This is a genomic window from Pseudomonas sp. AC169, from assembly GCF_979258515.1.
This window is the reverse complement of record NZ_OZ409866.1, coordinates 4909652-4926469: the sequence shown is the minus strand read 5'-3', so window position 1 is coordinate 4926469 and position 16818 is coordinate 4909652. Positions and strand designations below refer to the sequence as shown.

The following is a 16818-nucleotide window of genomic DNA, read 5'->3' as shown; positions in this document are numbered from 1 at the left end:
CCCTTCAGGCGCGATTACGCAGCCATTGCAGAAAGCCTCTTTTCGGTACGACTGCCGGCGCTTCCTCGGTCAGCGATTGCGCCTTGTGCAAACGGTAATCGAGCAGCGTCTGCATCGCGTCGTGGATGTCATGTCGCGCATCGAGGCACGGCTTGAGGTAGGACTTCTCGATGCGATACAACGCGCAAAAGGTCTTCGCCGAAAAGTCCGCCGGCAATGCGGTATCGGACAAGATCCCAGCCTCGCCAATCACCTCGCCCGGCCCCATCCGCCCGGATTCGAACGGTGTGCCGTGGCGCTTCAACGTCACCGAAACCACGCCGGACTCAATGATGAACAGGTGATCGCTGACCTCGCCGCCCGCAAGAATGATTTCGCCGGCGCGAAACGTTTGCAGGCTCATGTTCTGGCTGAAGGTGTCTTTTTCTTCCTGGCGCAGGGTCGAGAAAATCGGCGAACTGTCGAGCAGTGCCCGTGGCCGCGACAGGTTGGTCGGCGCAGCGCTTTCATCGCTCGATAGCAGATTGACCCCGGACGCCTGCAAGTGCCGATACGCCAGGTCAAACAACTGATTGCGCACCACGCGCTTCTCGCCCATCGACGCAACAAATCCGCTGATTTCGTATTCCGCACCGCTGCTGCCGGAGCTTTTCAGAGCGACGCTCGGCGACGGCGTGTCGAGCAGTTGCCGACAGCCCTGCATCGCCCGCTCCAGCGCATCGATTACCGAACTGGGCCGGGCATGCGGGCTGACCTGCACGCTGACCGCGACGCCGAACATATTGCTCGGCCGACTGAAGTTGATGATCTTGGCCTTGGCCGCCAGCGAGTTGGGAATCACCGCCATGCTGCCCTGACTGGTTTGCAGGCGTGTGGCGCGCCAGTCAATGTCGGTGACCCGACCTTCAGTGCCGTCGATGGAAATCCAGTCATCCAGTTGATACGGCTTGGTGGTATTGAGGACGATCCCGGAAAACACATCGCTGAGTGTGCTCTGCAAGGCCAGACCGACGATGATCGCCAACGCGCCGGACGTCGCCAGCACGCCTTTGACCGGCAGGTCGAGCACGTAGGCCAGCGCGGCAATGATCGCGATGAGGAAAATCACCGCGCCGAGCAAGTCCTGCAACAGCCGTCCGGTGTGGCCGACCCGCTGCATCATCACCGCGCCGATCAACACCGTCAGGGTGCGCGCGCCGAACAGCCACCAGCCAATCTGCAACCCCGTCGCTGCCAAGTGCAGTGGCACATTGTCGGCCCAAGGCGCCGGCTCCATCGGGTTGAGGCCTTCGTTGAACAGCAGCACGCTGAACAGCGTGAAAATCAGCACCCGCACCAGCAGTTTCCACTCACTGCCATGGGAGGAGATCAGACGCCACAAGCCCAGATCGAGAAGGATCAGGATCAACGCGCAGAACAACGGATGTTCAGTGAGCAGAGACAGCATCAAACAACTCCGACGGGGGCCAATCGCGAGAAGATCGCACAGATTGAGCAAGTGTAGGAGCAATTGATTTCAGAGCATGAACACGATCTCACTGACAACAAAAAAAACCTGTAGGAGCTGCCGAAGGCTGCGATCTTTTGATGTTGATTTTTAAGGATCAAGATCAAAAGATCGCAGCCTTCGGCAGCTCCTACAGGGGATTGCAGGTGTGGCGGGGTTATTTGCCGTTAGTCAGGCTGTTGTAGCTGGTGAACAGGTTGCGGTAGTCCGGGATGTGGTTGGAGAACAGCGTGCCCAGCCCTTCGATATCGTTGCGCCAATCGCGGTGCAGCTCGCAGGCCAGACCGAACCAGGTCATCAACTGAGCGCCAGCGGTGGACATTCGATTCCACGCCGATTCACGGGTCAATTCGTTGAACGTGCCTGAGGCATCGGTCACCACGAACACATCGAAGCCCTCTTCCAGCGCCGACAGTGCCGGGAACGCCACGCAAACTTCCGTCACCACACCAGCAATGATCAACTGCTTCTTGCCAGTCGCCTTGATCGCCTTGACGAAATCTTCGTTGTCCCAAGCGTTGATCTGCCCCGGGCGGGCGATGTACGGCGCGTCCGGGAACAGCGCTTTCAGCTCGGGCACCAACGGGCCATTGGGGCCGGTTTCGAAACTGGTGGTGAGGATCGTTGGCAGTTTGAAGTACTTGGCCAGATCGGCCAGCGCTAGCACGTTGTTCTTGAATTTGTCCGGTTCAATGTCGCGCACCAGCGACAGCAGCCCGGCCTGGTGATCGACCAGCAGCACCGCTGCGTTGTTCTTGTCCAGACGTTTGTATTGAGTGGTCATTGCAGTAATCCTCGCGGTTGGTAGAGGCCAACCGGGGGTCGGCCTCAGGGGACTCGATCAGCGCTGGGAATCCAGCACTTCGTGTTCGTTCGCGACTTGCTGAGCCTTGAGGTAGCTCTCGATCAGCAATTGATAATGCGGCATGGCCTGGGCGTAGACGGCCGCCCACTGCTCGGCATCGGGACGGTTCCACGAGCCTTGCAGCTCGGAAAGCGTAGCCATGATGTCGATCGGCACCACCCCGGCCTGGGCCAAACGGGCAACGGTCAGATCAGTGGCGAGTTTCGAGTGATTGCCGGACGCGTCGACCACGGCAAATACCTTGTAGCCTTCGTGCACGGCAGCGATCGACGGGAACGCCAGGCACACGCTGGTCAACGTGCCGGCAATCACCAGGGTTTTCTTGCCGGTGGCTTTGACCGCTGCGTGAAACTCGGGATTGTCCCAAGCATTGATTTCGCCTTTGCGCGCCACGTATTGCGCATGCGGTGCGGCTTCGTGGATCTCCGGAATCAACGGTCCGTTCGGCCCTTGCGGCACGGAGGCCGTGGTGATGACCGGCATTTTCAGCAGGGTCGCGGCCTTGGCCAGCGCGATGGCGTTGGCGCGCAGTTGCGGCACATCCATGTCCTTGACGATCTGGAACAGACCGCTTTGGTGGTCGATCAACAACATGGCCGCATCGCTGGCATCGATGGTCGGTTTCTGGCCGTCGAAGTTCGCTGCATTGACAGTGTTCATGGGCGTTTCCTCTTTTCTATAGGCGACAGCCATCCCTGGCCTGCGAACCGGCCTACGCGTCCTGTGTAGAGCGGAGTGGTGGTGCGTTAAGCGTGCATCTGGCCGAAACGGCCGGACTGGAAGTCGGCGAACGCCTGGTGGATTTCCTGCTCGGTGTTCATCACGAACGGGCCGTGGCCGACGATCGGTTCGTCGATCGGCTCGCCGCTGAGCAGCAACACCACCGCGTCCTGGCTGGCTTCGAGCGTCATCTGATGGCCGTCACGTTCGAACAGCGCCAACTGCCCTTCGCGCACCGATTCCAGACCGTTGACCTGCACCGAGCCTTTCAACACCACCAGCGCGGTGTTGCGGCCTTCATGCAGATCCAGCGTCAGCAACTTGCCGGCGTTCAGGCGCAAGTCCCACACGTCGATCGGTGTGAAAGTGCGCGATGGGCCGGTATGGCCATCGAACTCACCGGCGATCAGGCGCAGGCTGCCCGCGTTGTCCTTGAGCGCGAGGCTCGGGATGTCGCTGTCGAGAATGGTCTGGTAGCCCGGCGCGGCCATTTTGTCCTTGGCCGGCAGGTTGACCCACAGCTGCACCATTTCCAGTTTGCCGCCGGTTTTGGCGAAGCTTTCCGAGTGGAACTCCTCGTGGAGGATCCCGGAAGCAGCCGTCATCCATTGCACATCGCCAGGGCCGATCACGCCGCCGCTGCCGGTAGAATCGCGGTGCTGCACTTCGCCTTCATAAACGATAGTCACGGTTTCAAAACCACGGTGCGGATGCTGACCAACGCCACGCCGTTCGGTGGTCGGGGTGAAATCGGCAGGGCCAGCGTGATCGAGCAGCAGGAACGGGCTGATGTGTTTGCCGAGGTTGTCGTAGGAAAACAGCGTGCGAACCGGGAAACCATCGCCGACCCAATGGCCGCGCGGGCTGGTGTAGATACCGATGATGTTTTTCATGGTTGTCTCCAATTGGGGTGAGTGATGCGATGGATTAAGCTTAAATCCATGACCATTAATGCACTAGACTGCAAAAATCAGCCTTAGCGTTCTATCTGGAGAACGATGGTGGAAGACCTCAACACCCTCTACTACTTCACCCAAGTGGTCGAACATCACGGTTTCGCCGCCGCCGGGCGCGCACTGGACATGCCCAAATCGAAACTCAGCCGACGCATTTCCGAACTGGAAGAGCGCCTCGGCGTACGCCTGCTGCGCCGTACCAGCCGCCATTGCTCGTTGACCGAAATCGGCCAAGCCTATTACCAGCGCTGCCTGGCCATGCGCGTCGAAGCCGAAAGCGCCGCCGAGCTGATCGAACGAAACCGCTCCGAACCGCAGGGGCTGGTACGTCTGAGTTGCCCGACAGCGCTGCTCAACTCCTGGGTCGGACCGATGCTCACGCGTTACATGCTCAAGTACCCGCTGGTGGAGTTGTTTATCGAGAGCACCAATCGCCGCGTCGATCTGCTGCACGAGGGCTTCGACATTGCCTTGCGCGTGCGTTTTCCACCGCTGGAGAACACCGACATGGTCATGAAAGTGTTGGGCAACAGCACGCAATCGGTGGTTGGTAACCCACAGTTTGTCGAACGCCTGTCGTCACCACCTTCGCCCGCTGACCTCAATGGTTTGCCGAGCCTGCATTGGGGCGCGGCGCAGCGTGAATATCAGTGGGAGTTGCTGGGGCCAAATGACAACACGGCGCTGATCCGCCATACGCCGAGGATGGTCACCGATGATTTGATCGCGTTGCGTCAGGCGGTGATTGCCGGGGTTGGCGTGGCGCACTTGCCGAGTGTGGTGGTGCGCGAGGACATTGCGGCGGGACGGGTGGTGGAGTTGATTCCAGGATGGGCACCAAAGTGCGGGGTGGTGCATGCGATTTTTCCGTCGCGACGCGGATTGTTACCGTCGGTGCGCACCTTGATTGATTTTCTAGGGGAGGAGTTTGCCCGCAGCGACATTGCCTGAATCGGCGGTGCGCCCTTCGCGAGCAGGCTCGCTCCCACAAGAGCACGCATTCCAATGTGGGAGCGAGCCTGCTCGCGAAGAGGCCAGTCCAGACAACACAATTCCTCAAAATGATTCATGACTTCTGATCAACAGTGCTTTGCCCCACCAGCGGTTTTTCTCAACGATTCAGACACGGATACTCCAGCCCATTCCCACTGCGACCCTGGAGTCTTTCATGTCTGTTCCCGCTTTCGGTCTTGGTACGTTTCGCCTGCAAGGCCAGGTGGTCATCGATTCGGTGAGCACCGCCCTTGAACTCGGCTACCGGGTCATCGACACCGCGCAAATCTACGAAAACGAAGCAGATGTCGGCGAGGCCATCGCTGCCAGCGGTATCCCCCGCGACGAGCTGTTCATCACCAGCAAGATCTGGGTCGCCAACTTCGCCAAGGATCGCCTGATCGACAGCCTCAAGGAGAGCCTGCAGAAATTGCAGACCGACTACCTCGACCTGACGCTGATCCACTGGCCTTCGCCGGAAGATCAAGTGCCGGTTGAAGAATTCATGGGCGCCCTGCTCGAAGCCAAGCGTCTGGGCCTGACCCGGCAGATCGGCGTGTCCAACTTCACCATCGACTTGATGAAGCAGGCCATCGCGGCCGTCGGTGCCGACAATATCGCGACCAACCAGATCGAGTTGCACCCGTACCTGCAGAACCGCAAAGTGGTCGAGTATGCCCGCAGTCAAGGTATCCACATTACCTCGTACATGACCCTCGCCTACGGTGAAGTGCTGAAAGATCCGTTGATCCAGCAGATCGCCGAACGCCTGCAGGCCACCCCGGCGCAAGTCACCCTGGCGTGGGCGATGCAGTCGGGCTACGCCGTGATTCCGTCATCGACCAAACGTGGCAATCTGCAAAGCAACCTTGCTGCCACGGCACTGACACTGAGTGATGCCGATATGGCGCTGATCGCTGCGCTTGATCGCGGCCATCGCCTGACCAGCCCGAAAGGCATCGCGCCGCACTGGGACTGACCCGCACGCGTCAGATTTGCAGACGTTGCGCGAGGCTGGCCATGGCCTCGCGCAACGCATCGCTCGACGGACCCAATGGCGCCGCGTGCGCTTCGCGACACGCCTGCTCAAGCTCCGCACACGCCGCCACCACCCGCGCCGCGCCGACCATCTGCGCCCCGCCTTTAATGTGATGCGCCAGCTCACGCAGCCCTTGGCGATTCTGCTCTCGCTGCAATACTTCCAGACTCTGCAGATCGAGCTGCAAGCTGTTCAACACTTCCTTGCGCAACTGTCCGATCAACGCACGATCATCCCCGGCCATTTGCTCCAATGCGCTCAGGTCGATTTCCACCAACGCCGGCACCTCGCCGGGGTCTAGCGTCATCTCGCAATGACTGGCAGCCGTCAACGCCTGCGCCAGGTCGTGCAAACGAATCGGTTTGAACAAACATTCGTCCATGCCGGCATTCAGGCAGCGCGTCCTTTCCTCAGCCTGCGCGTTGGCAGTAAAGCCAAGGATCAGACACGGCTGGCGAGCGGCAAGCGACTCTTCATCACGGATCGCCCGCGCCAGTTGATAACCGTTGCGCCGCGGCATGTTGCAATCAGTGATCACCACATCGAATGCCTGAGTCCGCCATCGCTCAAGGCCCTCGTCACCGTTCTCGGTGTCGACCGTGCGGTGGCCGAGTTCACTCAACTGCCAGCACAACAGCAAGCGGTTCACCGGATGGTCGTCCACCACCAGGACATTAAGTGAACAGCTCGCTGCGACCACGGTTTGCGCGATTGCAGCGGGCCGAGCGAGCGCGGCCAACAGCGGCAGTTCAAGGCTGACTTCGACTTGCGTTCCTTCACCCGGCGCACTGTCGAGTCGCAGCGTGCCACCCATCATTTCGCAGAGACTGCGACTGATCACCAGACCCAGTCCGGAACCGCTGCGCGCCGACTGCGAGTGATTGCTCGCCTGAACGAACGGGCTGAACAACCGGCGCCGATCGTCGTGACTGATCCCCACCCCACTGTCTGCAATAAGCACTTTCACCGCCAGGCGCTCGGCCGTCGTTGCGGTCACCACCAGCCGCAGACTGACCTCGCCCTCTGCGGTGAACTTGATCGCATTGCTCAGCAGATTCGACAGCACCTGTTTGAAGCGCGTCGGGTCAATCAGCACGTCAACATGGCTGCGGGCATCGAGTTCGATGTGCCACAACAAACGCTTCTGCCGCGCCAGCCCTTCAAACACCCGGCACACCGACACCACCAGTTCGCGCAGGTTGGCGCGTTCGGGCGCGAGGGATAAATGCCCGGTTTCGATACGCGCGATGTCGAGGATGTCGCCGATCAGCGCCAGCAACTGCTGCCCGGCGTTAGATGCCACTTGAATTGCCAAGCGGTCGGTCAAGCCTTCCTCGGCGCGCTTCAAGGCGAGTTCGAGCATGCCGATCAAGGCGTTCATGGGTGTGCGGATTTCATGGCTCATGGTCGCCAGAAACGTGGTTTTGGCGCGATTGGCATCGTCCGCCGCGTCCTTGGCTTCCTGCAATTGCTGCAACCATTGCTGGCGTCGGCGAATCTGTTGCCGCTGAAAAACAATCCAGGCCAGTGCAAGCGCCAGCAACACCGCTGCACCGGCAAAACCGAGGAGAATCTCACGACGATGGCGTAACCAATAACTGTCTTCCACCACCACATCGTGGCTCCAGCGCTCAACCAGCTCGTCCATCTGTTGCGGGGCGATGCTCAACAACGCCTTGTTCAGGATCGAGTGCAGGGCCGGCATATGCGGGGCCGTCGCCAACGCAATGCGCGCCGGTTGATCGCCGATGGTGCCGGTAATGCGTAGACGCTCACGGTAGTGACGTGCGATCAGAAAGCGCGCCACCAGCAATGAACTCACCGTGACGTCGACCTGCCCCTTGGCAATCAGCGCCATGCCTTCGGCGGGGCTTTTGACTTCGACCAGACGGATGCGCGGCACGCGGCCCAACAGGTAAGCGCGCAACGGATGCCCGCGATATATCGCCAGTTGTTTACCGGTCAGGTCATCAAGGTTGAGCGGCCCCTGCGCGGTCATTGCACTGACCAGCACAAACGGATTGTTCAGGTAAGCGCGGGTAAATTGCAGTTCTGTTTCGCGCTCGCTGCTCGGCGTCACCACCGGCAACACATCCAGTTCACCGGCCTTGAGCTGTTCAATCTGCCGATCCAGCGAAGTGCCGCGCACGATCTCGAAATTCAGCCCGCTACGCTGGCTGATCAGACTCAGCAGTTGCGCCGACAGCCCGCTGAAACGGCCATCGGCATCAAAAAAGGTCAGCGGCGCGAAGTCATCGATGGCACCGACCCGGATAACGGGATGCTGGTCCAGCCACTCCTGCTCATTTGCACTGAGTTGCACCCGCGATTGCTCAGCCATATCGGCGAGGCCGACGCTCCAGCGTTGTTCGATGCGTTGGCGCCGCTCCATGGGAATGGCCGTCAACGCCTTGTCGACCATGCGTTTGAGGCGCACATCGCTGCGCAACAGGGCGAAGCCGAACGCGTTGGCGTCCAGCCGCGACGGTCCGGCCAATTGCAGGTCGTTTCGATAATTGGTGTTGATCAGGTAGTTGGCACTGATGAAGTCGCCCAGATAAACGTCATCCGCGCCGAAAGCTACCGCACCCAGTGCATCCATCGCCGAGGGGTAACGCTGCACGCTGGCCTGGGGATAAAACGCTTGCACGCTCGCCAGCGGCAGATAGTCCTCGACCATGGCCAGGCGCTTGCCGGCCAGATCGCTCGGCAACGGCTCGTCGACCCGGGTCACCAGCATCGGCTGATCTTCGGCGTAAGGCCGGGACAGGATGAACTCCGGGTCGGCGGCTTCAAAACTGTTGGAGGTCCCCAGCAGATCGAGATCGCCGCGCTTGAGTGCCGCCATCACGGCATCGCGGTTGGCAAACCGCTGCACCTCGATGCGCACGCCAAGCAACTGTGCCAGCAGGTCAGCGTAATCCGCAGTGAGCCCTTCGAGTTCATGTTGATTGCGAGTGATCTCGAACGGTGGGTAATCCGCTCCGGAAATCCCCATGCGCAGCACCGGGTGCTCACGCAGCCATTGCCGGTCCTGTTCGTCCAGGCGCATCTGGGCTTTTTCCAGTCCGGCACGTGTCAGCACTTGCAGCATCTGCGGCGCATCACTCGCCCAGCAGGTGGCCATCAGGCTCAACCATAGCCAGATAACCCAGCGTCCCTGCCTCATGTCCGCTCGCTCAGATCACATGGTTGCGCTTGGCGAAATCGCGCAAATGCACTGCTGAGCTGACCCCGAGCTTTTTCATCAGACGGGTTTTATAGGTGCTGACCGTTTTGTAGCTCAAGTGCATCTCCTCGGCTATCGCCTTGTTGGATTTGCCCAGCCCCAGTTGCCGGAAAATGCTCAACTCACGGTCGGAGAGCTGATCGATCATCTGTTTTTCTGTGGTTTGCACGGCGTTAAGCGTGCTGAAACTGTCCGGGAGCGAGGAAAAATAGGCATGGCCCGACATCACCGCCCGAATGGCATTGCGCAACTGCTCCAGTTTATTGGTTTTGGTCACGTAGGCCATGGCCCCGGCACGCACACAACGTTCCTGATAGAACATGGGTTCGTGGGTACTGAAAACCAGCACCCGGCAACGAAGATCATTAGTCTTGATCCGGGCCATGACTTCCAGCCCGTCGAGTACAGGCAAGTTCAGATCGAGGATGACCAGTCGAGGCTTGTGTTCACGAATGAGCGAAACCACCTCGTTGCCATGCGACGCCTCGTATATCTGTTTGAATCCTTCGGTTTGCAACACGATTCGGATGGCAGCGCGCACCACCGGATGATCGTCGACGATCAACGCTGACTTCATGACCACTCCAAGTGCAAGGTCCGACGAACAGGCCACCGCTTCGGGCTGATCCAGGCTCAGTGGCTGCCCCGCGACTGTTACACGGAACGGAGAGCAGATCACCTGTCAGACCTGACAGTTGCAGCCAGTGAGTTTTTATGCATGAGCAGCGCTTTGCACAGACAGGTATGACCTGGGGACGGCCAACTCGCGCGGCCGGTCGGGAACGTCCACCAGCGCCATCAACTGACTGATCGACTGTTTTGAAGGCAAAGCCAAATGACTGACCTGCACATTTTCCTGAGCGAAGCCTGAAGCCGGTTGCAACGGCGCCGTGCCGTCGTTGTAGATCAACGCCTGACGAACCTGCAGGTTATCCAGGAAAAACCCCGGCAGATCCAGCGAACCTGGCGCCAGCTCGGCATTGACGACCACCACGTCGAACGGCTCACAACCGTAGTCCACCAGCGTCAGTAGTTCGGTGAGGCTCTGTGCCGGAGCCACGCGGAAGTAATCGAGGCTGTTGAACAGACGCTCGATTCTCATCCGGTGAAAATGCTGCGAGTCGGCGATCAGGATGCGCAGGGCTTTGTTGATCATGGTCAGTCTCCCGGGATTTGCGATTTCTGGGTGCGGCAAGACTACGCAAGCACCCCGGCAGGTTCTGTAGGAATATTCCTAAAAACACGGTTATTCATCGCAGGCTCAACGAGCCTGAACCATCACTCGACGCTTCAGTGACCGTCTGCCACCCTGGAAGATCAGGAGCGCTTTATTCGGTAGTACTTTTATTCGGTAGTACTCGGACTCCAGAACGCCTGCACCACCAGCGCCGACGTCGAAATCCTCGCCACCAGGGCGTCGAGTTCATCGCCATCGACTGAAGTCGTCGCCAGCGTCGCTTCAATTTCGATTTCATCGGCGCCGAACGCATGCACATCGACATCGCTGGCCGGGTAGTTGCTGCGTTCAAGCTCGGCTTCGAGCAAGGCGAACACGGCGGTCTGCTGTGAGCGGCGGGCGATGACGTAGACGATGTTGGTGACCTCTGCCGAAACCACGTCCAATGGCTGGCGGTTGATGTTGTTGACGATCGGCCGCAGCAAGGTGTTGGCAGCCAGAATGAACAGCGTGCCGAGCACGGCTTCGGCGAGCAGGTCGGCACCGGCACAGGCGCCGACCGCCGCTGAAGTCCACAGCGTTGCGGCGGTGTTGAGGCCACGCACGTTGCCTTCTTCGCGCATGATCACCCCAGCGCCGAGAAAACCGATGCCGGACACTACGTAAGCGACCACGCGCACCGCGCCTTCAGCGCCGGCGAGACGGTTGGCCATGTCGACGAAAATCGCCGCGCCGACGGCGACCAGCACGTTGGTCCGCAGGCCTGCGGTGCGTTGCCGATACTGGCGCTCGAAGCCGATCAGGCCGCCGAGGATGAACGCGGCGCTGAGGCTGACGAGGGTATCGAGGAGCGAATCGAGGTTGAGGTTGTTGATGGCTTGCATGATGAAATCCTTGAGAACACAAAGTCCCCCTGTGGGAGCGAGCAGGCTCGCTCCCACAGGGGGAAATAGTTTTGCAGTGCGGTTATTGCCAGCCGAACCGGCGGATGTAGAACCCTTTCACCGCCTGGGTCAGCGCCATGTACGCCAGCAGGATCACCGGCAGAAACACGAAGTACAGCGACGGCAGCGCCTGCAATTTGAAGTAGTGCGCCAGCGGCCCCATCGGCAGGAAGATGCCGACCGCCATGATGATTCCGGTCATCACCAGCAGCGGCATCGCTGCACGGCTTTGCAGGAACGGAATCTTCGGCGTGCGGATCATGTGCACGATCAGCGTCTGGGTCAGCAACCCGACCACGAACCAGCCGGACTGGAACAGCGTCTGGTGATCCGGGGTGTTGGCATCAAACACGTACCACATCAAGGCGAACGTGGTGATGTCGAAGATCGAGCTGATCGGGCCGAAGAACAGCATGAAGCGCCCGACATCGCCCGGCTGCCAGCGTTGCGGTTTCTTCAGCATGTCCTCATCGACGTTATCGAACGGAATGGCGATCTGCGAAATGTCGTAGAGCAGGTTCTGCACCAGCAGGTGCATCGGCAGCATCGGCAGGAACGGAATGAACGCACTGGCGACCAGCACCGAGAACACGTTGCCGAAGTTGGAACTGGCGGTCATCTTGATGTACTTGAGCATGTTGGCGAAGGTGCGCCGTCCTTCGAGCACGCCCTCCTCCAGCACCATCAGGCTCTTTTCCAGAAGGATGATGTCGGCCGCTTCCTTGGCGATGTCCACCGCGCTGTCCACGGAAATACCAATGTCGGCGGTGCGCAGCGCTGGCGCATCGTTGATGCCGTCGCCCATAAAGCCGACCACATGGCCGTTGCCTTTGAGGATGCGCACGATGCGCTCCTTGTGTGACGGCGTCAGTTTGGCGAAGACATTGGTGGTCTCTACGGCCACGGCCAGTTCGGCATCGCTCATGCGCTCAACGTCATTGCCCAGCAGCAGGCCTTGTTGCGCGAGGCCGACTTCGCGGCAGATCTTCGCGGTCACCAACTCGTTGTCGCCGGTCAGCACTTTCACTGCCACGCCATGCTCGGCCAAGGCCTTGAGTGCTGGCGCGGTGCTTTCCTTCGGTGGATCGAGGAACGCCACGTAACCGATCAGCGTCAGTTCCTGCTCATCGGCCAGGCTGTAGATTTCCCGACCTTCGGGCATCGAGCGGGCCGCCACGGCGACCACGCGCAAGCCTTCAGCGTTGAATGCTGCGGTGACCTGACGAATCCGGGTCAGCAATTCATCGCTCAAGGCTTCATCGACGTCACCGTGACGCACGCGGCTGCACACCGCGAGGACTTCTTCCACGGCACCTTTGCAGATCAACTGATGTGGCTGGCCACGCCCTTCGACCACCACCGACATGCGCCGACGATTGAAGTCGAACGGGATCTCGTCGACCTTGCGAAACGCCGTGCCGACTTTCAGTTCACGGTGGACTTCCACGTGTTCCAGCACCGCGACATCCAGCAGGTTTTTCAGGCCGGTCTGGTAGTAGCTATTGAGGTAGGCCATTTCCAGCACGTCGTCGGAATCGGCGCCCCAGACATCGACATTGCGCGCCAGGAAGATCTTGTCCTGAGTCAGCGTGCCGGTCTTGTCGGTGCACAGCACATCCATGGCGCCGAAGTTCTGGATCGCGTCGAGGCGTTTGACGATGACTTTTTTCCGTGACAGGAACACCGCGCCTTTGGCCAGCGTCGAGGTGACGATCATCGGCAACATTTCCGGGGTCAGGCCGACGGCAATCGACAACGCGAACAGCAGTGCTTCAGTCCAGTCCCCCTTGGTGAAACCGTTGATGAACAGCACCAGCGGCGCCATGATGAACATGAAACGGATCAACAGCCAGCTGACTTTGTTGACGCCTTGCTGGAACGAAGTGACTGCGCGATCGGTTGCGCCGACACGTTGGGCCAGCGCTCCGAAATAGGTGCTGTTGCCGGTGGTGAGAATCACCGCCACCGCCGTACCGGACACGACGTTGGTGCCCATGAACAGGATGTTGTCCAGCTCCAGCGGATTGCGCGTGTCGCGATCTGCCTGACGCGGAAACTTCTCCACCGGCATCGATTCACCGGTCATCGCTGCTTGGCTGACGAACAGGTCCTTGGCGCTGAGCACGCGGCAATCGGCAGGAATCATGTCGCCAGCCGAGAGCACAATCAGATCGCCCGGCACCAGTTGCTTGATCGGCAATTCGCTGCGCGGCGCGTCACGGCGCATGACGGTGGCGGTGTTGCTGACCATGGCTTTTAGCGCATCGGCGGCCTGGTTGGATTTGCTTTCCTGCCAGAAGCGCAGCAGCGTCGACAGCACCACCATGGAAAAAATCACCACGGCCGCCTTGAGGTCTTCGGTCAGCCACGAGATCACCGCCAACAAAGTCAGCAGCAGGTTGAACGGGTTTTTGTAGCAGTGCCACAGGTGGATCCACCCTGGCAGTGGCTGTTCGTGTTCGACTTCGTTGAGACCGTATTGCGCACGCAGCGCATCGACTTCGAAATCGGTCAGGCCATCGGAATGCGTGCCCATTGAAGACAGCAACACACCGCTGTCGCAATGCGCGGCATCGACCAGGGTGTTGGCCAAAGTGGGCGGGACCTCACGGCTGACCGTGGTGTCGTTGATCGATTCCAGCAACGCCAGGCGACGGAAGTGCCGGGCGATGTGGCGCGTGCGCAGGAAGCCTGCGAAAAATTCCTTGAGCGTAAGTTTCATGGCTGTTGCCCCTATGGTCAGCCGGGAAACCGTCAAGCAGGTACGGCCGCGCCTCGTCCGCCGGAAAAACCGGCACGGCAAGGCTTGGCGCGCCGGTCAGAAAAGACAGGCGAGTCGATAGGGCTGCGATCACGACAGTAAAGTCGCAATCACGCTCTGTTCAGCGTCGATGAGAAGGACGTCTAGCCATGACCCAGGACGGGTCATGCACGGGATGCCGCTGCTCGCTTTTACGGCGAGACAACGACAGAGAAAGTCTGCGCGTTATCTTGCCGAGAATCTGCCGGTTACCGAGACCGGCCGACAACTGTCACTCGAACAAGTACCCACTGTGGGTCTCCGCTATTGATGAAAACGCGCGAAGCTTACGCCCCGATGATGGGAGAGTAAACCTGCAAAAGGAGGTGCGTCGGGGAATGTGGGGGATGTTCAGGAAGGGTTCAGGATGATCGTTCCCGCGCTCTGCGTGGGAACGATATGGCCTGGAAATCGGCGTTAGCTGGCAGTCGCCAACAACAGATCCGCCATCGAACGATGCCCGCGGTTCTTGCCATGCTCATACAGCGAGCCGGCAATCTCGTCCGCGCGAATCGGCAGCACCGACAGCAACGTGTCGCTCAGACCATGGCTGGCCTGGCAGAAGCCCTGCATGTAGATACCGGCCTTGCAGCGTTCGTCGGTGATCAACTTGTAGTTGCGATCGACCTCGAAGTCACCCAGATACTCTTCCAGCGGCGCCAGCAGTTTGCGGTGCATCTGCCGCTCGTAACCGGTGGCCAGAACAACGGCGTCGTAGTTGCGCACAGTGACTTCGCCGGTGGCGTTATTGCGCACAGCCAGCTCGATACCGTTTTCGGTAGCGGTAGCGCTCTCGACAGTGGTCAGGGTGCGGAATGCGTGACGGGCGATCCCGGAAACCTTCTGGCGATAGAAGATGCCGTAGATGCGCTCGATCAGGTCGATGTCGACCACCGAGTAGTTGGTGTTGTGGTACTCGTTGACCAGACGCTCACGCTCGGCACTGTTCTGCTGGAACACCAGGTCGGTGAACTCCGGCGAAAACACTTCGTTGACGAACGGGCTGTCATCCGCAGGCTTCAAGGCCGAACCGCGCAGGATCATGTCGACCTGCACCGACGGGAACGAATCGTTCAGGTCAATGAAGGCTTCCGCCGCGCTCTGCCCGCCACCGATGATCGCGATACTCATCGGTTGATTGTTCACGCACGGCTGCTTGGCCATTTGCGACAGATATTGCGAGTGGTGAAACACGCGAGTGTCGCCCTTCAGCGCTTTGAACGCCTCGGGAATACGCGGCGTGCCACCGGCGCTAACCACCACCGAACGGGTGGTGCGCACATGTTGCTGGCCATCGCTGCCACGGGAAATCACGCGCAGCGCTTCGACCTGATGGTTGTGCAGCACCGGCTCGATGGTCAGCACTTCTTCGCCGTAACGGCTCTGTTCGGTGAACTGCCCGGCGACCCAGCGCAGGTAATCGTTGTACTCCATACGGCACGGATAGAAGGTGCCGAGGTTGATGAAGTCGACCAGACGACCGTGATACTTCAGGTAGTTGACGAACGAATACGGGCTGGTCGGATTGCGCAGGGTCACCAGATCCTTGAGGAAGGAAATCTGCAACTCGCTCTGCGTCGACAGAGTGTTGCCGTGCCAGCTGTAGTCGGCTTGCTTGTCGAGGAACAGCACATCCAGCTCGCCGAGGGTCGGACCGCGTTCTTGCAGAGCGATGGCCAGCGCCAGGTTCGAAGGTCCGAAACCGACGCCGATCAGGTCGTGAACGATGGGCGATGCAATTGCCTGAGTCATTTCCAGTGTCCTCTGGAGGAACCCCTCAACAAGGGGCAAGGAGAGCCTAAGTGACCTGACCGGCCTTGAGCAGGACAGCAGGTCGTCTGTTGAGTAGGAACGAGGACAGTGAAATAAAATTTAACGACGATGGCTCAATGGGCATCCCATTGTTTGATCCGCAACCGGCAATGTTTCATCGCATTGACGATGTGTTTTTCCACCAGAGCCTTGGAAATGCCGAGCTGTCGGGCGATTTCCGGATGCGACAGACCTTCGATCTTGCGCAGCAGAAAACTTTCGCGACACAGTGGCGGCAGCTCTGCCAGCGCACGCTGAAGCATACCCAGCCGCTGCCCGTGATCGAGGCTGCTGTGTGGCGACGGGGTAAAATAGCGCTCTTCGTTGTCGAGCACTTCCAGTGATTCGACCTGACGCAGGGCGTTGCGTCGATGGTCATCGATGACCAGATTCAACGCGGTCCGGTAGAGGAAGGCTCGGGGTTGCTCGATCGGTGTGTCGCTGGAACGTTCCAGCACTCGCAGATAGGCGTCATGCACCACATCTTCGGCAACCTGACGGTTGCCGAGCTTGGCGTTCAGGAAACACACCAGCTCCCGATAGTAGTTTTCCAACATGACTCCCGGCCGCAAACCTGCGGGTTCTGTCCTTGAGCTCACTGATTACCCCTGCGTGAAATGCAGTAGCAAGATAGTGGCAACTTGAGGTGCGTAATTTATAGTAATTCTCATATAGATTTAAAGTGGTGTTTGTCGTTGACCGACAAATAGTCCTGCTCTATAGCTGTAACTTCGTGTGTCCGCAGTTAAATTCCCCCGTCCTTTTCTCGTTTACAG

13 protein-coding genes are annotated in these 16818 nt (G+C 59.5%); 2 read left to right on the top strand and 11 right to left on the bottom strand.

Annotated features, from left to right (window positions below):
- Positions 1-4 precede the first annotated feature (4 nt).
- The 4 genes from ACZZ0G_RS21945 to ACZZ0G_RS21930 form a co-directional block, all read right to left on the bottom strand.
- Positions 5-1447, bottom strand: coding sequence for a mechanosensitive ion channel domain-containing protein (locus ACZZ0G_RS21945; protein ID WP_463557499.1), 1443 nt, complete (start codon positions 1445-1447; stop codon positions 5-7).
- A 217-nt stretch (positions 1448-1664) separates the two neighbouring features.
- Entirely contained in the window at positions 1665-2291 is a 627-nt protein-coding gene (ycaC, locus tag ACZZ0G_RS21940) for an isochorismate family cysteine hydrolase YcaC (RefSeq protein WP_108226668.1), read from the bottom strand.
- A gap of 57 nt (positions 2292-2348) precedes the next feature.
- A complete protein-coding gene (locus ACZZ0G_RS21935) occupies positions 2349-3032 on the bottom strand; it encodes an isochorismatase family protein (RefSeq protein ID WP_064116839.1) in 684 nt (227 codons plus the stop codon).
- 86 nt (positions 3033-3118) lie between these two features.
- A complete protein-coding gene (locus tag ACZZ0G_RS21930; protein ID WP_463557498.1) occupies positions 3119-3985 on the bottom strand; it encodes a pirin family protein in 867 nt (288 codons plus the stop codon).
- Positions 3986-4090: 105 nt separating this feature from the next.
- On the opposite strand from ACZZ0G_RS21930, the gene ACZZ0G_RS21925 reads away from it, so the two are divergent.
- Both ACZZ0G_RS21925 and dkgB read left to right on the top strand, forming a co-directional pair.
- Positions 4091-4999, top strand: a complete 909-nt coding sequence (locus ACZZ0G_RS21925; protein WP_463557497.1) for a LysR substrate-binding domain-containing protein — start codon at positions 4091-4093, stop codon at positions 4997-4999.
- A 217-nt stretch (positions 5000-5216) separates the two neighbouring features.
- Positions 5217-6020, top strand: coding sequence for a 2,5-didehydrogluconate reductase DkgB (dkgB, locus tag ACZZ0G_RS21920; RefSeq protein ID WP_463557496.1), 804 nt, complete (start codon positions 5217-5219; stop codon positions 6018-6020).
- Positions 6021-6030: 10 nt separating this feature from the next.
- Here dkgB and ACZZ0G_RS21915 read toward each other — a convergent pair whose 3' ends face one another.
- The 7 genes from ACZZ0G_RS21915 to ACZZ0G_RS21885 form a co-directional block, all read right to left on the bottom strand.
- Positions 6031-9207, bottom strand: a complete 3177-nt coding sequence (locus tag ACZZ0G_RS21915; RefSeq protein ID WP_463557495.1) for a transporter substrate-binding domain-containing protein — start codon at positions 9205-9207, stop codon at positions 6031-6033.
- A 52-nt stretch (positions 9208-9259) separates the two neighbouring features.
- On the bottom strand, positions 9260-9886 hold the full coding sequence (locus ACZZ0G_RS21910; protein ID WP_463557494.1) for a response regulator: 627 nt from the start codon (positions 9884-9886) through the stop codon (positions 9260-9262).
- A gap of 135 nt (positions 9887-10021) precedes the next feature.
- The gene (locus ACZZ0G_RS21905; protein WP_463557493.1) at positions 10022-10465 is read right to left on the bottom strand and encodes a chemotaxis protein CheY; all 444 of its coding nucleotides are present in this window, start codon (positions 10463-10465) and stop codon (positions 10022-10024) included.
- Positions 10466-10653: 188 nt separating this feature from the next.
- Entirely contained in the window at positions 10654-11370 is a 717-nt protein-coding gene (locus ACZZ0G_RS21900; RefSeq protein WP_007913384.1) for an MgtC/SapB family protein, read from the bottom strand.
- A gap of 82 nt (positions 11371-11452) precedes the next feature.
- Positions 11453-14152 (bottom strand): magnesium-translocating P-type ATPase, encoded by a 2700-nt coding sequence (mgtA, locus tag ACZZ0G_RS21895; protein WP_463557492.1) that lies wholly within the window; start codon positions 14150-14152, stop codon positions 11453-11455.
- Positions 14153-14647: 495 nt separating this feature from the next.
- Positions 14648-15982, bottom strand: coding sequence for a lysine N(6)-hydroxylase/L-ornithine N(5)-oxygenase family protein (locus ACZZ0G_RS21890; RefSeq protein WP_463557491.1), 1335 nt, complete (start codon positions 15980-15982; stop codon positions 14648-14650).
- A 134-nt stretch (positions 15983-16116) separates the two neighbouring features.
- Positions 16117-16599 (bottom strand): sigma-70 family RNA polymerase sigma factor, encoded by a 483-nt coding sequence (locus ACZZ0G_RS21885; protein ID WP_463557490.1) that lies wholly within the window; start codon positions 16597-16599, stop codon positions 16117-16119.
- Positions 16600-16818 lie beyond the last annotated feature (219 nt).

Bases quoted from the DNA above. Each gene is read 5' to 3' on its own strand.
- ACZZ0G_RS21900 (WP_007913384.1), bottom strand. From the start codon at position 11,370: ATGCAAGCCATCAACAACCTCAACCTCGATTCGCTCCTCGATACCCTC.
- ycaC (WP_108226668.1), bottom strand. From the start codon at position 2,291: ATGACCACTCAATACAAACGTCTGGACAAGAACAACGCAGCGGTGCTG.
- ACZZ0G_RS21925 (WP_463557497.1), top strand. From the start codon at position 4,091: ATGGTGGAAGACCTCAACACCCTCTACTACTTCACCCAAGTGGTCGAA.
- mgtA (WP_463557492.1), bottom strand. From the start codon at position 14,152: ATGAAACTTACGCTCAAGGAATTTTTCGCAGGCTTCCTGCGCACGCGC.
- dkgB (WP_463557496.1), top strand. From the start codon at position 5,217: ATGTCTGTTCCCGCTTTCGGTCTTGGTACGTTTCGCCTGCAAGGCCAG.
- ACZZ0G_RS21910 (WP_463557494.1), bottom strand. From the start codon at position 9,886: ATGAAGTCAGCGTTGATCGTCGACGATCATCCGGTGGTGCGCGCTGCC.
- ACZZ0G_RS21935 (WP_064116839.1), bottom strand. From the start codon at position 3,032: ATGAACACTGTCAATGCAGCGAACTTCGACGGCCAGAAACCGACCATC.
- ACZZ0G_RS21885 (WP_463557490.1), bottom strand. From the start codon at position 16,599: ATGTTGGAAAACTACTATCGGGAGCTGGTGTGTTTCCTGAACGCCAAG.
- ACZZ0G_RS21945 (WP_463557499.1), bottom strand. From the start codon at position 1,447: ATGCTGTCTCTGCTCACTGAACATCCGTTGTTCTGCGCGTTGATCCTG.
- ACZZ0G_RS21890 (WP_463557491.1), bottom strand. From the start codon at position 15,982: ATGACTCAGGCAATTGCATCGCCCATCGTTCACGACCTGATCGGCGTC.
- ACZZ0G_RS21915 (WP_463557495.1), bottom strand. From the start codon at position 9,207: ATGGCCACCTGCTGGGCGAGTGATGCGCCGCAGATGCTGCAAGTGCTG.
- ACZZ0G_RS21905 (WP_463557493.1), bottom strand. From the start codon at position 10,465: ATGATCAACAAAGCCCTGCGCATCCTGATCGCCGACTCGCAGCATTTT.
- ACZZ0G_RS21930 (WP_463557498.1), bottom strand. From the start codon at position 3,985: ATGAAAAACATCATCGGTATCTACACCAGCCCGCGCGGCCATTGGGTC.